This is a genomic window from Halorarius litoreus (assembly GCF_024362405.1).
GTDB classification, from domain to species: domain Archaea; phylum Halobacteriota; class Halobacteria; order Halobacteriales; family Haloarculaceae; genus Halorarius; species Halorarius litoreus.
The window spans coordinates 2,288,124-2,304,389 of sequence record NZ_CP101454.1; the positions used below are offsets into that span (position 1 = coordinate 2,288,124).

20 protein-coding genes are annotated in these 16,266 nt (G+C 67.7%); 14 read left to right on the forward strand and 6 right to left on the reverse strand.

Features of this window, described 5'->3' with window-relative positions; all coding sequences use genetic code 11:
* The 10 genes from NL126_RS11705 to NL126_RS11750 all read left to right on the forward strand — a co-directional run bounded on the left by NL126_RS11705 (position 1) and on the right by NL126_RS11750 (position 6,104).
* Positions 1–567: a DNA-directed RNA polymerase gene (locus tag NL126_RS11705; protein ID WP_255195056.1), complete on the forward strand. Its 567-nt coding sequence runs from the start codon at positions 1–3 to the stop codon at positions 565–567.
* Positions 568–765: a transcription elongation factor subunit Spt4 gene (gene spt4, locus NL126_RS11710; protein ID WP_255195057.1), complete on the forward strand. Its 198-nt coding sequence runs from the start codon at positions 568–570 to the stop codon at positions 763–765. It begins immediately after the preceding gene.
* A 5-nt stretch (positions 766–770) separates the two neighbouring features.
* Positions 771–1,310 carry a GTP-dependent dephospho-CoA kinase family protein gene (locus NL126_RS11715; protein ID WP_255195058.1) on the forward strand — a complete coding sequence of 180 codons (540 nt, stop codon included), beginning with the start codon at positions 771–773 and terminating at the stop codon, positions 1,308–1,310.
* A gap of 107 nt (positions 1,311–1,417) precedes the next feature.
* On the forward strand, positions 1,418–1,732 hold the full coding sequence (locus NL126_RS11720) for a 30S ribosomal protein S24e (RefSeq protein ID WP_255195059.1): 315 nt from the start codon (positions 1,418–1,420) through the stop codon (positions 1,730–1,732).
* A complete protein-coding gene (locus NL126_RS11725; RefSeq protein WP_255195060.1) occupies positions 1,732–1,875 on the forward strand; it encodes a 30S ribosomal protein S27ae in 144 nt (47 codons plus the stop codon). Before NL126_RS11720 ends, NL126_RS11725 begins: the two co-directional genes overlap by 1 nt.
* A 66-nt stretch (positions 1,876–1,941) precedes the next feature.
* Positions 1,942–3,516 (forward strand): bifunctional N(6)-L-threonylcarbamoyladenine synthase/serine/threonine protein kinase, encoded by a 1,575-nt coding sequence (locus tag NL126_RS11730; RefSeq protein WP_255195061.1) that lies wholly within the window; start codon positions 1,942–1,944, stop codon positions 3,514–3,516.
* 111 nt (positions 3,517–3,627) lie between these two features.
* Positions 3,628–3,903 (forward strand): DUF5808 domain-containing protein, encoded by a 276-nt coding sequence (locus tag NL126_RS11735; RefSeq protein ID WP_255195062.1) that lies wholly within the window; start codon positions 3,628–3,630, stop codon positions 3,901–3,903.
* A gap of 139 nt (positions 3,904–4,042) precedes the next feature.
* Positions 4,043–4,690: a non-canonical purine NTP pyrophosphatase gene (locus NL126_RS11740; protein WP_255195063.1), complete on the forward strand. Its 648-nt coding sequence runs from the start codon at positions 4,043–4,045 to the stop codon at positions 4,688–4,690.
* A gap of 124 nt (positions 4,691–4,814) precedes the next feature.
* Positions 4,815–5,276, forward strand: coding sequence for a GNAT family N-acetyltransferase (locus NL126_RS11745; protein WP_255195064.1), 462 nt, complete (start codon positions 4,815–4,817; stop codon positions 5,274–5,276).
* 36 nt (positions 5,277–5,312) lie between these two features.
* Positions 5,313–6,104 carry an SDR family NAD(P)-dependent oxidoreductase gene (locus NL126_RS11750; protein ID WP_255195065.1) on the forward strand — a complete coding sequence of 264 codons (792 nt, stop codon included), beginning with the start codon at positions 5,313–5,315 and terminating at the stop codon, positions 6,102–6,104.
* Positions 6,105–6,120: 16 nt separating this feature from the next.
* Here NL126_RS11750 and NL126_RS11755 read toward each other — a convergent pair whose 3' ends face one another.
* Positions 6,121–6,603: a DUF7384 family protein gene (locus NL126_RS11755; protein ID WP_255195066.1), complete on the reverse strand. Its 483-nt coding sequence runs from the start codon at positions 6,601–6,603 to the stop codon at positions 6,121–6,123.
* 157 nt (positions 6,604–6,760) lie between these two features.
* On the opposite strand from NL126_RS11755, the gene NL126_RS11760 reads away from it, so the two are divergent.
* From NL126_RS11760 to NL126_RS11770, 3 genes are all read left to right on the forward strand, one after another.
* Positions 6,761–7,705, forward strand: a complete 945-nt coding sequence (locus NL126_RS11760; protein ID WP_255195067.1) for a DUF5787 family protein — start codon at positions 6,761–6,763, stop codon at positions 7,703–7,705.
* 40 nt (positions 7,706–7,745) lie between these two features.
* Positions 7,746–9,044, forward strand: a complete 1,299-nt coding sequence (locus NL126_RS11765) for an aryl-sulfate sulfotransferase (protein ID WP_255195068.1) — start codon at positions 7,746–7,748, stop codon at positions 9,042–9,044.
* Positions 9,045–9,172: 128 nt separating this feature from the next.
* Positions 9,173–9,370: a hypothetical protein gene (locus NL126_RS11770; RefSeq protein ID WP_255195069.1), complete on the forward strand. Its 198-nt coding sequence runs from the start codon at positions 9,173–9,175 to the stop codon at positions 9,368–9,370.
* A 1-nt stretch (position 9,371) separates the two neighbouring features.
* Here the strand turns inward: NL126_RS11770 and NL126_RS11775 are convergent, their stop codons facing one another.
* Positions 9,372–10,196, reverse strand: coding sequence for an MBL fold metallo-hydrolase (locus tag NL126_RS11775; protein WP_255195070.1), 825 nt, complete (start codon positions 10,194–10,196; stop codon positions 9,372–9,374).
* 102 nt (positions 10,197–10,298) lie between these two features.
* Positions 10,299–10,679 carry a helix-turn-helix transcriptional regulator gene (locus NL126_RS11780; protein ID WP_255195071.1) on the reverse strand — a complete coding sequence of 127 codons (381 nt, stop codon included), beginning with the start codon at positions 10,677–10,679 and terminating at the stop codon, positions 10,299–10,301.
* 239 nt (positions 10,680–10,918) lie between these two features.
* Between NL126_RS11780 and NL126_RS11785 the strand changes: the two genes are divergently transcribed.
* Positions 10,919–13,804, forward strand: coding sequence for a PAS domain S-box protein (locus NL126_RS11785; RefSeq protein WP_255195072.1), 2,886 nt, complete (start codon positions 10,919–10,921; stop codon positions 13,802–13,804).
* 3 nt (positions 13,805–13,807) lie between these two features.
* On the opposite strand, the gene NL126_RS11790 is transcribed toward NL126_RS11785, so the two are convergent.
* The 3 genes from NL126_RS11790 to NL126_RS11800 form a co-directional block, all read right to left on the reverse strand.
* Positions 13,808–14,239, reverse strand: coding sequence for an NUDIX hydrolase (locus NL126_RS11790; RefSeq protein WP_255195073.1), 432 nt, complete (start codon positions 14,237–14,239; stop codon positions 13,808–13,810).
* A 78-nt stretch (positions 14,240–14,317) separates the two neighbouring features.
* The gene (locus NL126_RS11795) at positions 14,318–14,524 is read right to left on the reverse strand and encodes a hypothetical protein (protein ID WP_255195074.1); all 207 of its coding nucleotides are present in this window, start codon (positions 14,522–14,524) and stop codon (positions 14,318–14,320) included.
* A gap of 325 nt (positions 14,525–14,849) precedes the next feature.
* Complete coding sequence (locus NL126_RS11800; protein WP_255195075.1) at positions 14,850–16,217, reverse strand: ATP-binding protein; 1,368 nt, start codon at positions 16,215–16,217, stop codon at positions 14,850–14,852.
* Positions 16,218–16,266: the final 49 nt, after the last annotated feature.

A 16,266-nucleotide genomic window follows, 5' to 3' on the forward strand; every position in this document is an offset into this window, starting at 1 on the left:
ATGTACAAACGGGTCAGACTCAAGGACACGGTCGAGGTGCCGCCCGAGCACCTCGCTGACGTATCGCCGGAGCTGGTGAAACAGCTCCTCCAGGACAAACTCGAGGGGCGGATGGACGAGCAGGTCGGCTCCGTCGTCACCGTGACGAAGGTCCACGACATCGGCGACGGTGCGGTCATCCCCAACCGCCCGGGCGTCTACTACGAAGCGGACTTCGACGCCATCACCTTCGACCCCCAGATGCAGGAGGTCGTCGACGGCGAGGTCGTCGAGGTCGTCAACTTCGGCGCGTTCGTGGGTATCGGCCCGGTCGACGGGCTGCTCCACGTCTCGCAGATCTCCGACGAGTATCTCGCGTTCGACGACGAGAACCAGCAGCTCGCCTCCCGCGACTCCAACCGCGTACTCGGCGTCGGCGACGCCGTCCGCGCGCGCATCGTCACCAAGAGCATCGACGAGCGGAACCCCCGTGACTCGAAGATCGGGCTCACGGCGAAACAGGTCGGCCTCGGCAAGCACGGCTGGCTGGAAGAGGAGCGGCAGAAGCGTGCCGCCTCGGGTGACTAGATGGCGAAACGACTCGTCTGCCGCGACTGTCACCGCGTGCTCGACGTCGACGACGGCGAGCAGTGTCCGGTCTGCGGCTCGAACTCGCTGACGGAGGACTGGGCCGGCTACGTCGTCATCGCCCACCCCGAGCAGTCACAGATCGCGACCGAGATGGAGATCACCGAGCCCGGCAAGTACGCGCTGAAAGTCCGATAGCGACGATGAGCGTCGTCCTCGAACTCCCGGAGGCGCTGCGCGGCGAGCTCAAGGACCCCCTCGGACCGATATACACCGACGCCGAGGAACTGCTCGCGGACGCGGGCGAGCCCGTCGTCTGCGTCGGTGACGTGGTCACCTATCATCTGTTGCAGGCGGGCTACCACCCGAGCGTGGCGCTCGTCGACGGGAAGACGAAGCGCGAGGCAGTCGACCCGGAGATACGCGACGCAATCGAGGGGTTCGACCGGCACGTCGAGGTGGCGAACCCCGCGGCCGGGCTCTCCGAGGAGCTGCTCGAACTGCTCGCGGCCGGCATCGAGGCCGGCGCCACGACGCTCGTCGAGGTCCACGGCGAGGAGGACCTCGCGGCGCTTCCTGCCGTGCTCGCGACGCCAGAGGGGGGGAGCGTCGTCTACGGCCAGCCCGACGAGGGGATGGTCCTCACGCACGTCGACGCCGCCACGAAACAGGCCGTCCGCGAACTCCTCGACCGGTTCGACGGCGACCACGACGCGGCGTACGCGGCGCTCCGGGTCGCGTAGCCGCTGCGGCGTCGGCGATCGGTCGGGGCTCTTCCTGTCGATTTGCTCGCCTCTCTCGGACTCGAAATCCTTTTACGCGCTTCGGCGGCATTAACGGACAACGAACCATGGAAATCGACATCATCTCCGAAACGGAGAACCCCATGTTACACCGGACCGACGTCCGGTTCCAGATCGTCCACGAGGAGGCGAGCCCGTCGCGGCTCTCGGTTCGCGACTCGCTGGCCGCCAAGCTGAACAAGGACTCCAACGAGGTCGTCGTCCACCGGCTCGACACCAAGTACGGGATGCGCAAGACCATCGGCTACGCGAAGGTGTACGAGTCCGCGGAGAGCGCCGCCGACGTCGAACAGGAGTACCTGCTCGAGCGCAACAAGATCCTCGGCGACGAGGACGAGGGTGACGAGGAGGCTGAAGCCTGATGGGCCGCCACGAGTACTACAACGAGGACGGCACGACCGACAAGCAGACGTGCCCCCGCTGTGGCGACACGTTCCTCGCGGACCACGGTGACCGCCTGCACTGCGGCAAGTGCAGCTACACCGAGTTCAAGACCGAGGAGTAGTCCCGTCACGGGTCCGATGACCGACCGTTCTTTCGTGCTGCCTGTTGCCCGGAGAGCTACGCGACCATGACCCGCGTACTCGGAATCGAGGGGACCGCGTGGTGTGCCAGCGCCGCGCTCTACGACTCGGCTACCGACGAGACGTCCATCGAGTCGGACGCCTACGAGCCGGACAGCGGTGGGATCCATCCCCGAGAGGCGGCCGAACACATGCGCGAGGCCGTCCCGACGGTAGTGAATACGATACGGACCGAGGCCGGCGACGACACCATCGACGCCGTCGCGTTCTCCCGGGGACCCGGACTCGGCCCCTGCCTCCGCATCGTCGCCACCGCGGCCCGCGCGCTCGCCGGGACGCTCGACGTGCCGCTCGTCGGCGTCAACCACATGGTCGCACACCTCGAAATCGGACGGCATCGCTCCGGGTTCGAGGACCCGGTGTGTCTCAACGCCAGCGGCGCGAACGCCCACCTGCTCGGGTATCGCAACGGCCGCTACCGCGTCATCGGCGAGACGATGGATACCGGCGTGGGGAACGCCATCGACAAGTTCACCCGACACCTCGGCTGGACGCACCCCGGCGGCCCGAAAGTCGAAGCCCACGCGAAAGAGGGCGCGTACGTCGACCTCCCGTACGTCGTGAAGGGGATGGACTTCTCGTTCTCGGGTATCATGAGCGCCGCCAAACAGGCCGTCGACGACGGCGTCCCGGTCGAGGACGTGTGTTTCTCGCTGCAGGAGAACATCTTCGGGATGCTGACCGAAGTGAGCGAACGCGCGCTCTCGCTGACCGACAGCGAGGAGCTCGTGCTGGGTGGGGGTGTGGGACAGAACGCGCGACTCCGAGAGATGCTGACGGAGATGTGCGAGGCCCGTGGCGCCGAGTTCTTCGCGCCCGAGCCCCGCTTCCTGCGGGACAACGCCGGGATGATTGCGGTGCTGGGAGCCAAGATGTACGACGCGGGCGACACCATCGCCATCGACGAGTCGGCCGTCGACCCCGACTTCCGGCCTGACCAGGTGCCCGTCACCTGGCGGGGCAAGCAGGACTCCCGACGACTCCCCGCGACCCCGAGCGAGGTCCGGGGCGCGGAGGCGCTCGTCTCCATCGGCGAGCGCGTGCGCAAGGAACGGGTCGCCAAGTCGTATCGCCACCCCGCACTCGACGAGCGACTCCGGCGCGAACGCACGCGCAGCGAGGCGCGGCTGACGAGCGAAGCCCGCCGCGAGGGCGTGCCGACCCCCGTCGTCTACGACGTGGACGACCACGACGCCGCACTCACGTTCGAGCGCGTCGGTGACGCCGACCTCCGCGAGCAGCTGGTCGAGTCGCGCGTCCGCGACCTCGGGCGCCACCTCGCGGCCTGTCACGCCGCCGGCGTCGTCCACGGGGACCCCACCCCCAGGAACGTTCGCGTGGACGACGACCGCACGTACCTCATCGACTTCGGCCTCGGCTACTACACCGAGGACGTGGAGGACTACGCGATGGACCTCCACGTGTTCGCGGAGTCGCTGGCCGGGACGGCCGACGACGCCGACGCGCTCCAGGCGGCGTTCGAGGCGGCATACCGAGAGGTGGGCGACGAGCGCGTCGTCGAGCAGTTGCGCGAAATCGAAGGTCGCGGGCGGTATCAGTAGTCCGGGGAACGGCTCGCGGCGGCTCTGCGGTGTCCGGGTGGCAACCGTGTTGGGTGGCAGGTGATGCCGACCACCGGAAACCCCTTCACCGGGGCCGACGTACGCCGGGACATGGCAGACAAACCACAGTCTGGAGAACTGTTCGGTGTCCCGTACAACTTCGAGCGGCCCTCCATCGGTCGGATGCTCTCCGCCTACTGGCAGCCCGGCGAGGGGATGCTCGTCGAGAAGCCGTTCGGCGTCGGCTACACGCTGAACCTCGCGAACTGGCGGTCGTGGGTCGTCCTCCTCGTCGCCGGTGGGCTCTACTACCAGCAGTCGCAGTCGGCGAAGAAGGCCGACGAGGAACCCGCGGACGAGCCGGTCGAAGTCCTCGTCGACGACTGAGTGGTGAGCGCGCGGCCCCGCCGCGCGCGAACGCTGTCGGACGAGCGTAGCGAGTCCGACTGAAGTCGCCGTCGTGGCACCCGGCGACGAGTCAACCCGCTTTCGACGCGCCTTTACTCCGAGCCCCGAACACCTGCGCATGAGCCTCCGCTACGTCACGACGAACGAGGGGAAGGTCCGCGAGGCGCTGGAGTACCTCGACGACGACGTCACCCAGCTCGACTACGACTACACCGAGGTGCAGGCCGAGGACCTCGAAACCGTGGCCGCGCACGGCGCTCGCGAGGCGTTCGTTCACGCGGGGGAGCCGGTCATCGTCGACGACGCCGGGCTGTTCATCGACGACCTCGACGGGTTCCCGGGGCCGTACTCCTCGTACGTCGAGGACACGCTCGGCGTCGAACGCGTGGGCCGACTCGCCCGCGAGGAGGGGACGCTCGACGCGCAGTTCCGGTGTGTCATCGCCTACTGCGACGGCGAGGAGTTCGCGGCGACACCCGAGCCCGTCGACCGTGGCGAGCGTCGTGGGCAGGACCTCGCGGCCGACGCACGCGGGAGCGCGACGACCGACGCACAGGTCGCGGGCGGCGACGTGCCCGTCAAACTCTTCACGGGAGCCGTCCCCGGGACCATCGTCGAACCTCGGGGAGACGGCGGGTTCGGGTACGATCCCATCTTCGAGCACGGCGGCAAGACGCTCGCGGAGATGAGTGCCGAAGAGAAGAACGCCATCTCCCATCGAGGGCGGGCGCTCGCCAAATTCGCGGAGTGGTTTGCTGAGCGATAGCGAAGCAAATCAGGGAGCAGCGTTGCTGCGACCGTGGCATCGTGAGCGGTAGCGAACGATGCGTCACGCAGTCCCACCTGCCTGACCGGGCGGTTTGAGGTGCGTCCACCCGAACTTCGGGGACGTGTACGTTCGCCTTGCCACCCCCGACGATGCTCAGGCACTCCCCGACCTCCACAGCGACGCCGTCGAGGCGTTCGGCCCCGGCCACTACACTCCCGAACAGGTCGACCGCTGGTCGAGTCGCGGGGAACGAACGCCCGAGGGCTATCCGGTCGACGAGCCGGCCCAGCACTTCACCGTCTGTGTCCGCGACGGCGAGGTCGCGGGTTTCGGCCACCTCGCCATCGAGGCCGAAGCGGTCCACGCCGTCTACGTCCACCCCGACCACGCCCGGGCGGGCGTGGGCTCCGCGCTCCTCGCCGAGCTGGAGGGGTTCGCCCGCGGTCGAGGTGTCGACACGCTGGCGCTCCAGTCGTCGCTGAACGCCGTCGGGTTCTACGAGCAGGCGGGCTACGACCGGCTGCACGAGAGTGAGAGCCCGGGCGGGTTGCCGGTCGTCGAGATGCGCAAACATCTCGCCTAGCAGAAGGGCTACATCCCGAACACCGTATTCGCGGATATGCAACAGGGAACCGCGCTCGTGACGGGCGCGTCCACGGGTATCGGTGCGGAGCTGGCACGACAGTTCGCCGAGCGGAGTCACGACGTCGTGCTCGTGGCTCGCCGCGAAGCAAAACTCCGGCAGGCTGCCGACACCTACGCGGCACGCTATGGCGTCGAGACGCACGTCGTCGCACAGGACCTCGCCAGCCGCGAGGGCCGGACGGCGCTGTACGACGAGGTGCAGGAGCGCGGTCTCCAGATCGACTACCTCGTGAACAACGTCGGTATCGGCACGCAGGGCCACTTCCTCGATACCGACCTCGACCAGGAACTCACACAGGTGGAGTTGAACGTCGCCACACCCACACACCTGACCAAACTATTCGGTCGAGACATGCGCGAGCGCGGCCACGGCGGCGTGCTCAACGTCGCCTCGACTGCGGCGTTCCAGCCGGGGCCGTTCATGGCGGTCTACTACGCGTCGAAGAGCTACGCGCTGTCGCTGTCGGAGGCGCTCCACGAGGAGTTCGACGACGATGGCGTCACGGTCACGGCGCTGTGTCCCGGCCCGGTCGAGACCGAGTTCCAGGAGCGCGCCGGGAACGACGACGTTCCCATCGGCGACCCCGACGCGGGCGGGCTGCTGCGCTGGCAGACGCCCGACGAGGTGGCCGAAGCCGGCATCTCGGGACTGGCGAACGGGACGGCCGTCGTCGTCCCCGGTATCGAGTACAAACTGCTCTCGGGACTGACGAAACTGCTCCCGCGGTCGGTGACGCGACGGCTCGCCGCGGACCTGAATCACTGACTGGCACCGACTCCCGCTAGCCGCGTGGGTCCTGGTCCGGTCCCGGATATTCTCCTTCCCCGACTTCGGGCCAGAGGCGCTCTGGGTCGAACAGTGCTACGAACCCACGCGGGTGTTTCACGCTCACGTCGAGGCGCTTGCGGAGTGCCGCGCCGGCTTTCGCCCGCCGGAGCTTCGGGTCGAACGACAGCAGGTGTGCCGCGGTCCCGTGGTACGCCGAGGCGAGCGCCGGGTGGTCGTCGGGCGGCTGTTCGACGCGCACGCGGAGGGCGTCGAGTTTCTCGCGGTGGCGGGCGGCGAGACTCGAGGTCGAGAGCGTCGCGACGACCGCCTCACAGTCGTCGAGGAGTTCGTCGGAGGCGACGAGTTCGACCCACGAGTGACTGCGGACGAGGTCGAGGGCGTCGCGTGCCGGTCCGCCAGCCAAGAGGTCCGCCGCGAGCACGTCGGCGTCTGCGACGACCCGGGCGACGTTCGGTTCGGCGGTCGGCTCAGTCATCGTCTCGACGCTCCGCGAGTGCCGTCTCGATGGCGTCGACGGTCGTCTCGTATCTCTCGGCCTCGGCGAACAGCTCGGCCCAGCGCATACTCCACCGTACACGGAGCCGAACGAAAAACCCCGCGAGGCTTTTGCTCGCGGCGGCCCGACTCCGGGTGTGCGCGAGTTCGACTTCGAGTTGGCCGTCTGTGCCCACCTCGAACGCGAGGGGCACCTGCTCGCCCGCCAGCTGGCGGGGGGCGTCCACGGCTCCCGGGTGATGGACGTCGTAGTCGTCGAGCCCGGCCCCGGCTTCGACGCGCGGACGCGGCTCACCAGCGAGGCGATCCCTCACCGGCTGCTCGAATCCGACCTCGGCCCGGGGCGGGCACGTCGGCCGGTCAACGTCCTCGGCGACTCCGGCTACGCGGACGCGGCGGTCACCCGCGGGCTCGACATCGGGTTCCTCCAGCGCGAGCGCCGCGACGGGCAGGCGTACGTCCGGACCGTCGCGCGCTACCCCGACGACTGGTTCGCGGGGCTGGTCGGCATCGAGAACAAACCCGACCTCGGGCGACCCGGCGATCTCGAACTCCAGCTCCGGAAGGACGTCTCGCTCGCGCTGTTCGACCGCGTGATTCTGGCCACGGAGAGCCACGTCACGGGTGCGCACCTGAACCGTATCCCGCCCGAGGTGGGCGTATGGCGGGTCGACCCCCAGGGTGGATACGAGGTGGTTCGCGAGCCGACACCGCTCGCCGCCGCCGAGACGGGCATCGAGGTCGTCGACGAGTTCCCCGAACGGACCGACGTGCGCCCGGTCTCGGCTGCCGAGAAGGCGCGGTATCGTCGCCGCATCGCCGAGCGCGCCTACGGGAAGGGGTGGCGGGTGCCGTTCCCCGACTGCCCCCACGTCGAGGACCGGCCCGTCGCGGGCGTGCCGGGGTTGCCGTACTGCACCCGACAGGGACGGTACGTCCGCCCGGCCGACGCTTGCGACTGCGAACCGGGCGACGGTCCCGAGGTGGACGTGGCGGCGCTCCGCGACGAGCACTCACCGTGGGTGCGTGACCCGTCGGGTGCGGGTCGGCGGCAGGCAGGGCTCGACTCGTTCGTCGACTGAATCTAAGAAAACCTATACCCGAGGCGTCGTCATCCCGGATATGCGCCGCCTCTCGTTTCTCGTGGCCCTCCTCCTCGTCGTCCCGACCGGGGCGGCGGTCGCCGTCAGCGCCCAGTCCGCGGATACCTCATGTGCCGGCACGATGGTCGAACCCGCCGGCGGTACGACCGTCATCAGCGTGCAGGGTGCCCGTGGCCGGAACAAGACGCCCGCACGGCTCGTCGGGGTCGGTCCCCGTGGCGAACTCAAGTGGGTCCACGGCGGCCCCGAGGACGTCATCTGGGGCTACGACGTCGACCCGCTCGACAACGGTAACCTGTTCGTCGTCGGAACGTTCCGCGAGGGTGGCCACGGGAAGACGCTCATGTACGAGTTCAACCCACGGACACAGGAGACGGTGTGGGTCGAGCGCGTGAACATCACCGACACCCACGACGCCGACCTGCTGGACGACGGCCGCATCGCCATTGCGAACATGCGGAACTACGACGAGGCGAACGGGACGAACAGCGACCGGCTCGTTATCTACAACCGAACGACCGACTCCTTCGAGGAGGAGTGGCTGTTCCGCGACCACTACGACCCGGAGACGGGCGGCCCCTACGAGGAGGACTGGACGCACGTCAACGACATCGACCGCGTCAACGGGAGCCACTATCTGCTGTCGCCCCGGAACCTCGACCAGGTCATCCTCGTCGACATCGAGACCGGCGACATCGAACTGAAACTCGGGTCGGACAACGACTTCCGGACGCTGAAGCGCCAGCACAACCCGCAGTATCTCGAGAGCGAGGACGGGACGCCCACGCTGCTCGTGGCGGACTCGGACAACGACCGCATCGTCGAGTTCCAGAAGCAGGGCGACCAGTGGCAGCGGACGTGGACGCTCGGCTCCGACGCGTCGCTGGCGTGGCCGCGGGACGCCGACCGCCTCGCGAACGGCAACACGCTCGTCGTCGACTCGCGGAACAACCGCGTGCTGGAGGTCACCCCCACTGGAGAGGTCGTCTGGGAGGTGTACTCGCCGTGGCTCGTCTACGACGCCGAGCGGGTCCGGGTGGGAGACGACGACGTGCGGCGTGGCCCGACCATCGCCGACCTCGGTGCGAGCGGCACCTACTCGATCCAGGGGGCACCGGTGTTCTCGACTGCCGACCAGGAGGCGTGTGCCGCGGCCATCGACGCGGTGGGACCGAACGAGATTCGGGAGGTGTCGACGGTGAGCGCCACCGCGACGGCGACGACGCCGACGCCACCGACGCCGGGTGACGGTGCCGGCTTCGGCCTGCTCGTCGCCCTCGTCGCCCTGCTGGGCGTCGGGCTCCTCACTCGCGACTGACCCGGCACTTCTTCGCGGCTCGACCCCCGGGCAGTTCATGTTCGATAGACGAACGTTCATTTCACGGCGAATACTCATCAGGATTTTCAGGGTGAGACATTATATTGCTGGCGCCAGTACGTCCGAATATGAGCGACTACCGGGGGAGCGATGGTCGCTGTTACGGGGACCGCGACGTCTGGGAGCGACTGGAACAGGGGGAGTGGAGCGTGTGTTGCTGGGACGAGGAGACCGGACTGGAGGTCGTCGAGACCGACGACAACGACCTGCTGTTTCTGGTCCCGAAGGACCGAAAGGAGGTCGAGGCGTTCGCCGTCGAGACCTGAGTCACAGCACGTAGCGTTCGCCGTCGACCGCGAGCCCGTCGGCGAACGCCTCGTCGGCCGGGACGAAGTGCGAGACGTGGACGATTCGGGTCTCCGTCGCGTCGAGCTCGTCGGCGAGCGCCCGCGCGCCTTCGATTGTCATGTGTTTGGTACCGAACGTCCGGGGCGTCCCATCGGCGTCGAGGTGGTCGCCGCCGAGGGGGTGGTACTCACAGAGATGCGCGGGGACGATGCCGTCGGCGAGCAGCAGGTCCGCGTCGGCGAGCACCTCGCGCGACCGCTCGGGGACCGCGAAGTTCGTGTCGCCCGTGACCGAGAGCTTCGCGCCCGTCTCGGGGTCCTCGATTGCGGCCCCGTAACAGACGAGCGGTGGGTGGACGACCGGCACCAGCGTTACCTCGAAGCCACAGGCCTCGAACGGCTCGTAGGGGGTCTGTGGCGTGGGCGTCACGGCGTCGAGGTAGTCGTACTTCTCCGCGATGGTCTCGACGACCGACTGGCCGGTCTCCGGGTCGGTCTCGTCCGCGGCGTGGACCGGCACCCCCGAGAGCAGTCGGTAGGCGTTCCCGAGGCCGTCGAGGTGGTCGAAGTGGATGTGGCTGACGAGGATTTCACTCGGGAGCGGGACCTCCTGTTCGAGGAACTGATAGCGGAAGTCGGGGGAGGCGTCGACCAAAAGCGAGCGGTCGGTCCGCTCGTTGCGGACGTGGACCGAGAATCGCGTGCGCTCGACGCCTCGCTCACGGGCGGTCTCGCAGGTCTCACAGCGACAGCCCGGCGTCGGCGTCCCAGTCGTATCACCTGTTCCCAGGAGCGTGACCTCCATCGGTACCGACGACGGGGTGGCAGGGGAAAAGCACCGCGGTGGGCGAGGAGGGGGCCGAACGTCAGCGGGAGGAGGGAGCGCGCGTCAGCGGGCGGCGGGGCGTCAGGTCGAGGCGCGCCTGTCGATGTCCGGTGCGTGCTCGGGGAGACAGACGACTTTCTCGCGGCCGGTGGTGATTCGGACGACCTGCCCGTCGGCCTCCATCTCCGAGAGGAGCCGACTCGTCGTGGACGCCGACAGTCGCGTGGCGTCGCAGATGGAACACTGTCGGAGTCGGCCGTCGTTGCTCGCGAGTAGCTTTTCGACGTAGGTGTCTGGCTCGTACCCGGTTTCGGTGAGCAGTTCCGACCGCGTCCGGACCTCGTCGGTCCCACGGTTTCGGTCCGCGGGTGCGCCTGCGGACTGGGTACCTCGCTCGGTGGCGTCCCGAACCGTCTCGTCGCCGAGTGAGTCGCTGAGTCTGATGTAGAGTTTCCTGAACATTTCGTCGTGTGGAGCGGGTCGTGGGTGTCGCTTCGGTCCACGCGGCTTCCCGAACCTGTCCGTCTAGACCGGACGAGCGGGGATAGTAGTAATTCCAAAATAATTTGGTACGGTGGTAGGGTGACACTCGACCAGACTGCACGGGGGCGACCCACGCGACGGGGTAGCTGCCCGGAGCGAGCGCAGGAAGGCTTTTGCGGGCTGACGGAGTGCAACAGGTACGAGTTGACTCGGGCATCATGGCGAGCGATTCCACGTCCGGCAGCGAACCGATATCCACCCTCCAGCGCGTCGACGACCCGGTTCTGTCCGTCGACGACGACTGGCGGATCACCTACCTCAACGACGCCGGCGCGGCCCTGCTCGGCACCTCGCGTGCCGAACTGCGCGGTGACCACCTCTGGGCGGCGTGGCCCGACCTGTCGTCTTCCTCCGTCGCCAACTCGCTTCGAGAGGCGTCAGAAGCCGACACCCCGACGACGGTCTCGCTTCCACCCGTCGAGGGGACGACGTATCGTGCTCGCGCCCATCCCTCGGAGACTGGAGTGACGCTGCTTGCAGCCCCCGACGAGCCGGGGGCCGACGCGGACGTCTCGGCGGCGACCGTCGGTGACACGGACCGAACCGACGACACCCACGACCCGGGGCACAAGCGACGCGACCACCGGCTCCAGCGGTACGAGACCATCGTGGAGACGATGAACGATGGGGTGTACACGGTCGACCGGGACGGGCACTTCACGATGGTCAACCGCGAGTACGCCGAGATGACGGGCTACGACCGCGAGGAACTGCTCGGGGCGCACGTCTCGCTGGTGATCGACGAGGAGACCAGCGAACGGGCCCAGACGCTCGAAGCCGAACTGGTCGACGGTGAGTCGACGGTCCCATCCATCGAAGCGCCGCTCCGTCGCGCCGACGGGTCGACGTTCCCCGCCGAAGCCCGCTTCGCACTCATCGAGCGGGACGGAGCGAGCGAGCGCATCGGCGTCGTCCGCGACGTGTCCAGGCGGAAGGCACGCGAGCAGGAACTGGAGCGCCGCATCGACCAGCAGGCGTACGTCGCCGAACTCAGCCGCCGAGCACTCGAGGGCGAGGACCTCGACGACCTGTTCGACGACGTCGTCGCCACGGTCGCCGAGACGCTCGACGCCGAGTTCTGCAAGGTCCTCGACCTCGAGGACGGCGGCGAGGCGTTGCTGCTGCGTGCTGGCGTCGGCTGGGAGCCGGGGTACGTCGGCGACGCGACGGTCGGAGTCGGTACCGAGTCACAGGCGGGGTACACGCTCCGGTCCGCCGAGCCGGTCGTGGTCGACGACCTCGATGCGGAGACGCGGTTCTCCGGGCCGCCGCTGCTGACCGACCACGGCGTTCGGAGCGGCATCAGCGTCGTCATCGGGACGGTCGAGGAGCCGTGGGGCGTCCTCGGCACCCACGACACGTCGCCGCGAGCGTACGACCCGGAGGACGTGTCGTTCGTCGAGAGCGTCGCCAACGTGCTCGCGACCGCCATCGACCGACGAGCCTACGAACGCCGACTCAAGCGGTACGAGGTGGTCACCGAGCAGTCGACCGACGTGAACGCCATCGTGGATTCCGACGGCACCATCACGTACGTCACGCCCTCGGTCGAAGAGGTGCTCGGGTACGAACCGGCGGAGGTAGTCGGTGGGAACTTCTTCGACTGCCTCGCCGAGGAACGGCCGGCAGTCCTCGACCGGATACAGGCCCTGCTCGACGGTGCGGTGTCGACCGTGAGTGGCGAACTCACCCTCCCTCGTCGGGACGGGTCTGAAGCTATCATGGCGGTGAGCGGCCGCAACCTGCACGACGACCCGTACGTCGACGGTGTGGTGGTGTACACCCACGACGTGACCGAAGAACGCCGACAGGCGCGCCAACTTCGCGACCAGCGCGACCGACTGGAAGCACTCGTCGACCTGAACGGCGTGGTCAGCGACATCAACGAGGTCATCATAGACTCGCAGACGCGGGCAGCCCTCGAACGACGGGTCTGTGAAAACCTCGCAGCGGCCGACTCCTACACGTTCGCGTGGACGGGCGAGGTCGATACGGCTGCTGGCGAAGTCGTCGCCCGGGCGAGCGCCGGCCCACACGAGGGCTACCTCGACGAGATCACGATTCCGTACCGCGAGGGTGAGGCGGTCAGTGGGCCGACGGCGACGGCCCTCCAGACAGGTGAGATACAGGTGCTCCAGCGGACCGACGAGTACGAACACGAGGCGTGGCGGGCGGCGGCGGACGACGCGGGGTTCGGCTCGTCGGCCGCCATCCCCATCACGTACGACGACCGGCAGTACGGCGTGCTGAACCTCTACTCCGAGCGCGAGAACGCGTTCAACGAGCAGGAGCGAACCGTCATCTCACAGCTCGGCGAGAGCATGGGCCACGCCATCGCGTCGCTGGAGCGCAAGGACGCACTCATGGCCGAGAGCGCGGTCGAACTCGAACTGGCGCTGCCCGACGTGGGCGACGGTATCGAGTCGACACTCGACGAGCCGCCGACGCTCCGGGTCGACCGCACCATCCCCTACGAGAACGGGCAGTACCTCCTCTACCTGACCGCCACCGGATTGGACCAGTCTTCGGTGCGAGCGTTCCTCGAACAGGGTGACGACGACACGGTTCGCCGCTTCCGACCTGTCGAGAGCGACGACGGGGTCTCCCTCTACGAAGTACTGCTGGACCAACCCCCTGCGATCTCCTCGCTCACGACGCACGGCGGCGTGGTCCGCGAGGTGACTATCCGGGGGCAGAACGCGGTCGTCACGGTCGAACTCCCGTCGGAGAGCGACGTTCGAGCGGCGGTCAAGGCCCTCCAGGAACGGTATTCGGGCATCTCGCTCGTCACGCAGCGGCAGGTCATCCGGGAGTCGAGAAGTCGCATCGAGTACGTGAGCACCGTCGAAGCGCAGTTGACCGACCGACAGCGGCAGACGCTCGAGACGGCGTACTTCGCGGGCTACTACGACTGGCCGCGGTCGAGTACCGCGAGCGACGTGGCGGAGGTGCTGGCCATCAGCGACGCCACCGTCTCACAGCACCTACGGTCGGGACACGAGAAGCTCTGCGCTGTCTTGTTCGAGGGCGACAGCACCGACTGAGGCTCACGCGGGATGTGGATACAGTAGGTCGACGTACTCGTCGAGGTCGAGCGCGAACGCGCCGGCCGTCGCCGGGTCGACCCACGAGAACTCGAACTCGAGGCCGTCCTCGCCGCCGCCGTCGGTGATCGTGTGCGTCCAGCTGTCGGGTGCGTCGTGGACGACCGAGTGGAAGAAGTGGCGGACGTACCACCGTGAGTCCCGGCGCAGCCACACGTCGCTCGCGAGCTGGCGGACCTCTCCGAACGCCCCCAGCCCGCTCTCCTCGGCGACCTCGCGGAAGACGGCCTCTCGCGGGGTTTCGCCCGACTCGACCGTCCCCTTCGGAATCTGCAGGCCGTCGTGTTCGGGGCTCTCGAACACCAACAGTTCGCCCGTCGGTCGGGTGAGGTAGGCACACGCCTTCTGGACGAACGTACTTTCAGCGCGGTTCATACTCGTGTGATTGGTTGACTATGGTGTAAAAGTCTTTCATACGGCCAGTTCGGTAGTGTTTATCGAATATTATGACAACTAAGGCCCTCCCTCGAGGGACGCGCCCCAGGTGTGCTGGACGTGCCGGTAGAGGCCGAACAGCCAGCAGCCCGCGAGCGCGAGCGTCACCGCCGGGAGCGGGCCGGTGAACGCCGCCGGGTCGAGGAGCCACACCATCGCCAGCAGCAGGCCGAACCAGCCGGCGTAGCCGGGCCACTCGGGAACCGCCGTTTGGGTCGTCGACATCGACTCACCCCGTGTGGAGCCCGCAGTCGGGACAGCGGTTCGTGCTGCCAGCCGCGTCCCAGTGCATCGTGCCGTCGGGACAGGCTGGACACCGCAGGTGGACAGAACTGGACGATTCACCGGGTTCTACGAGAACGCTGGACGGATTGTCGGAGACTGCCATTTCGTGTGACGAACGTCCAGCAACTCGGATAAAGATTGTCTACTACGGGACTAAATCGCGACTGAATTCCTAGAACAGGGGTATAAAAACGTCGAATCGACGACGGACGCTCGATGCGGTCGAAGGTAGGTCGACGACCGGTCGGTTCCGGCGGGAACGGGGTCAGTCGTGGTCGTGGTCGTGGTCGTGGTCGTGGTCGTGGTCGTGGTCGTGGTCGTGGTCGTGGTCGTGGTCGTGACCACTGCCGTCGCCGGCGACGAGCGCATCGGCGTCCCCGTCCATCATGTCCATGTTCTTCAGGTTGTCCCGCTCCTCGAACCCCTCGATGGCTCGCCGGAGGTCTTCCTGGGTGAGCGTCATCCGCTCCTCGGTGAGCGCGTCGAGGACGGCCTCTCGGAGGACGAGTCGGAGGTCCGAGCCCGTGAGCCCCTCGGTGAGGTCCGCGAGTTCGTCGGGGTCGAAGTCGTCGACAGTCATCCGGCGGGTGACGATACGCAGGATGTCGGAGCGCATGCCCCGGTCGGGTTTGGGGAAGTTGACGATCTCGTCGAACCGGCGCCACGCCGCCGAGTCGAGCTGGTCGGGGTGGTTCGTCGCCCCGATGAGGAGCACGTCGTCCTGAATCAGCGAGACCTCGTCGATGGACTTCAGGAGGGTGTTGACCGCGCGCTTGATGGCGGCGTGCTCGTCGGAGGCGCGCGTCTTCGCGACGAAGTCGAACTCGTCCATGAAGAGGATACACGGCGACAGTCGTTTGGCGACCTCGAACGTCTTGTCGACGTTCTTCGCCGTCTCACCGAGATACTGGCTCGTGATCATCGAGAGCTTCACCTCGACGAACGGGAGGTCGAGCTGGTGGGCGAGCGCGCGGGCGACCGAGGTCTTCCCGGTGCCCGGCGGCCCGACGAACAGGAGCTTGCCGATCTCGCGGAGCCCGATGCGCGCGAGGTAGTCGCGGTGCTCGATGGCTTTCATCACCTTCTGAATCTCGTCCTCCTGGTCGGTCGTGAGCACGAGTTCGTCGAGCGTCATCTCGATCTCCTCGGGCGCGCGCACCTCGACGAGGTCGAGCATCTCCTCTTCCTCCTCGTCGAACATCTCCTCGAGCAGGGAGTCTATCCAGACCCGGTCGGCGTGAATCGGGCGGTTCGCCTGCCGGGCGTGTTCGTACTCGACGCCGAACTGGTCGCCGTAGGCGTACGCGAGCGTGGGGTTCTCCTGCACCTGCTGGGGCTCCAGCCGGTCGAGGAGCCACTGTTCGGCCATCGACTCGTCGGTGAAGGAGATGCTCCCCGAGAAGTCGTCCCGCTCGGTGAACATCAGCCCCTTGACCGCGTCCCACGGGCGGTCGATGCCCGTGGCGGCGGCGGTGTTGGAGTTGGTGGTGGTCAGCGGGCGCTCGACCTCACCGTCCGTCCAGAACACCCGGCGATACTGTGGCGGAAGGTCCCGCTCGTCCAGTTCGGGGGTGTCGCTGTAGACGTGCGCGGTGAAGAGGAACTCGACGACGTCGACCTCGGGGCTACTCATCTCCAGCGACGTACGGACTTGCGAGCAATAAGCGCGTCGTCACGCGCGG

Excerpts from the sequence above, each read along its gene's own strand:
- NL126_RS11765 (WP_255195068.1), top strand. The coding sequence starts at position 7,746 with ATGCGCCGCCTCTCGTTTCTCGTGGCCCTCCTCCTCGTCGTCCCGACC.
- NL126_RS11730 (WP_255195061.1), top strand. The coding sequence starts at position 1,942 with ATGACCCGCGTACTCGGAATCGAGGGGACCGCGTGGTGTGCCAGCGCC.
- NL126_RS11715 (WP_255195058.1), top strand. The coding sequence starts at position 771 with ATGAGCGTCGTCCTCGAACTCCCGGAGGCGCTGCGCGGCGAGCTCAAG.
- NL126_RS11720 (WP_255195059.1), top strand. The coding sequence starts at position 1,418 with ATGGAAATCGACATCATCTCCGAAACGGAGAACCCCATGTTACACCGG.
- NL126_RS11735 (WP_255195062.1), top strand. The coding sequence starts at position 3,628 with ATGGCAGACAAACCACAGTCTGGAGAACTGTTCGGTGTCCCGTACAAC.
- spt4 (WP_255195057.1), top strand. The coding sequence starts at position 568 with ATGGCGAAACGACTCGTCTGCCGCGACTGTCACCGCGTGCTCGACGTC.
- NL126_RS11785 (WP_255195072.1), top strand. The coding sequence starts at position 10,919 with ATGGCGAGCGATTCCACGTCCGGCAGCGAACCGATATCCACCCTCCAG.
- NL126_RS11740 (WP_255195063.1), top strand. The coding sequence starts at position 4,043 with ATGAGCCTCCGCTACGTCACGACGAACGAGGGGAAGGTCCGCGAGGCG.
- NL126_RS11790 (WP_255195073.1), bottom strand. The coding sequence starts at position 14,239 with ATGAACCGCGCTGAAAGTACGTTCGTCCAGAAGGCGTGTGCCTACCTC.
- NL126_RS11705 (WP_255195056.1), top strand. The coding sequence starts at position 1 with ATGTACAAACGGGTCAGACTCAAGGACACGGTCGAGGTGCCGCCCGAG.
- NL126_RS11775 (WP_255195070.1), bottom strand. The coding sequence starts at position 10,196 with ATGGAGGTCACGCTCCTGGGAACAGGTGATACGACTGGGACGCCGACG.
- NL126_RS11725 (WP_255195060.1), top strand. The coding sequence starts at position 1,732 with ATGGGCCGCCACGAGTACTACAACGAGGACGGCACGACCGACAAGCAG.
- NL126_RS11755 (WP_255195066.1), bottom strand. The coding sequence starts at position 6,603 with ATGACTGAGCCGACCGCCGAACCGAACGTCGCCCGGGTCGTCGCAGAC.
- NL126_RS11800 (WP_255195075.1), bottom strand. The coding sequence starts at position 16,217 with ATGAGTAGCCCCGAGGTCGACGTCGTCGAGTTCCTCTTCACCGCGCAC.
- NL126_RS11750 (WP_255195065.1), top strand. The coding sequence starts at position 5,313 with ATGCAACAGGGAACCGCGCTCGTGACGGGCGCGTCCACGGGTATCGGT.
- NL126_RS11770 (WP_255195069.1), top strand. The coding sequence starts at position 9,173 with ATGAGCGACTACCGGGGGAGCGATGGTCGCTGTTACGGGGACCGCGAC.
- NL126_RS11780 (WP_255195071.1), bottom strand. The coding sequence starts at position 10,679 with ATGTTCAGGAAACTCTACATCAGACTCAGCGACTCACTCGGCGACGAG.
- NL126_RS11795 (WP_255195074.1), bottom strand. The coding sequence starts at position 14,524 with ATGTCGACGACCCAAACGGCGGTTCCCGAGTGGCCCGGCTACGCCGGC.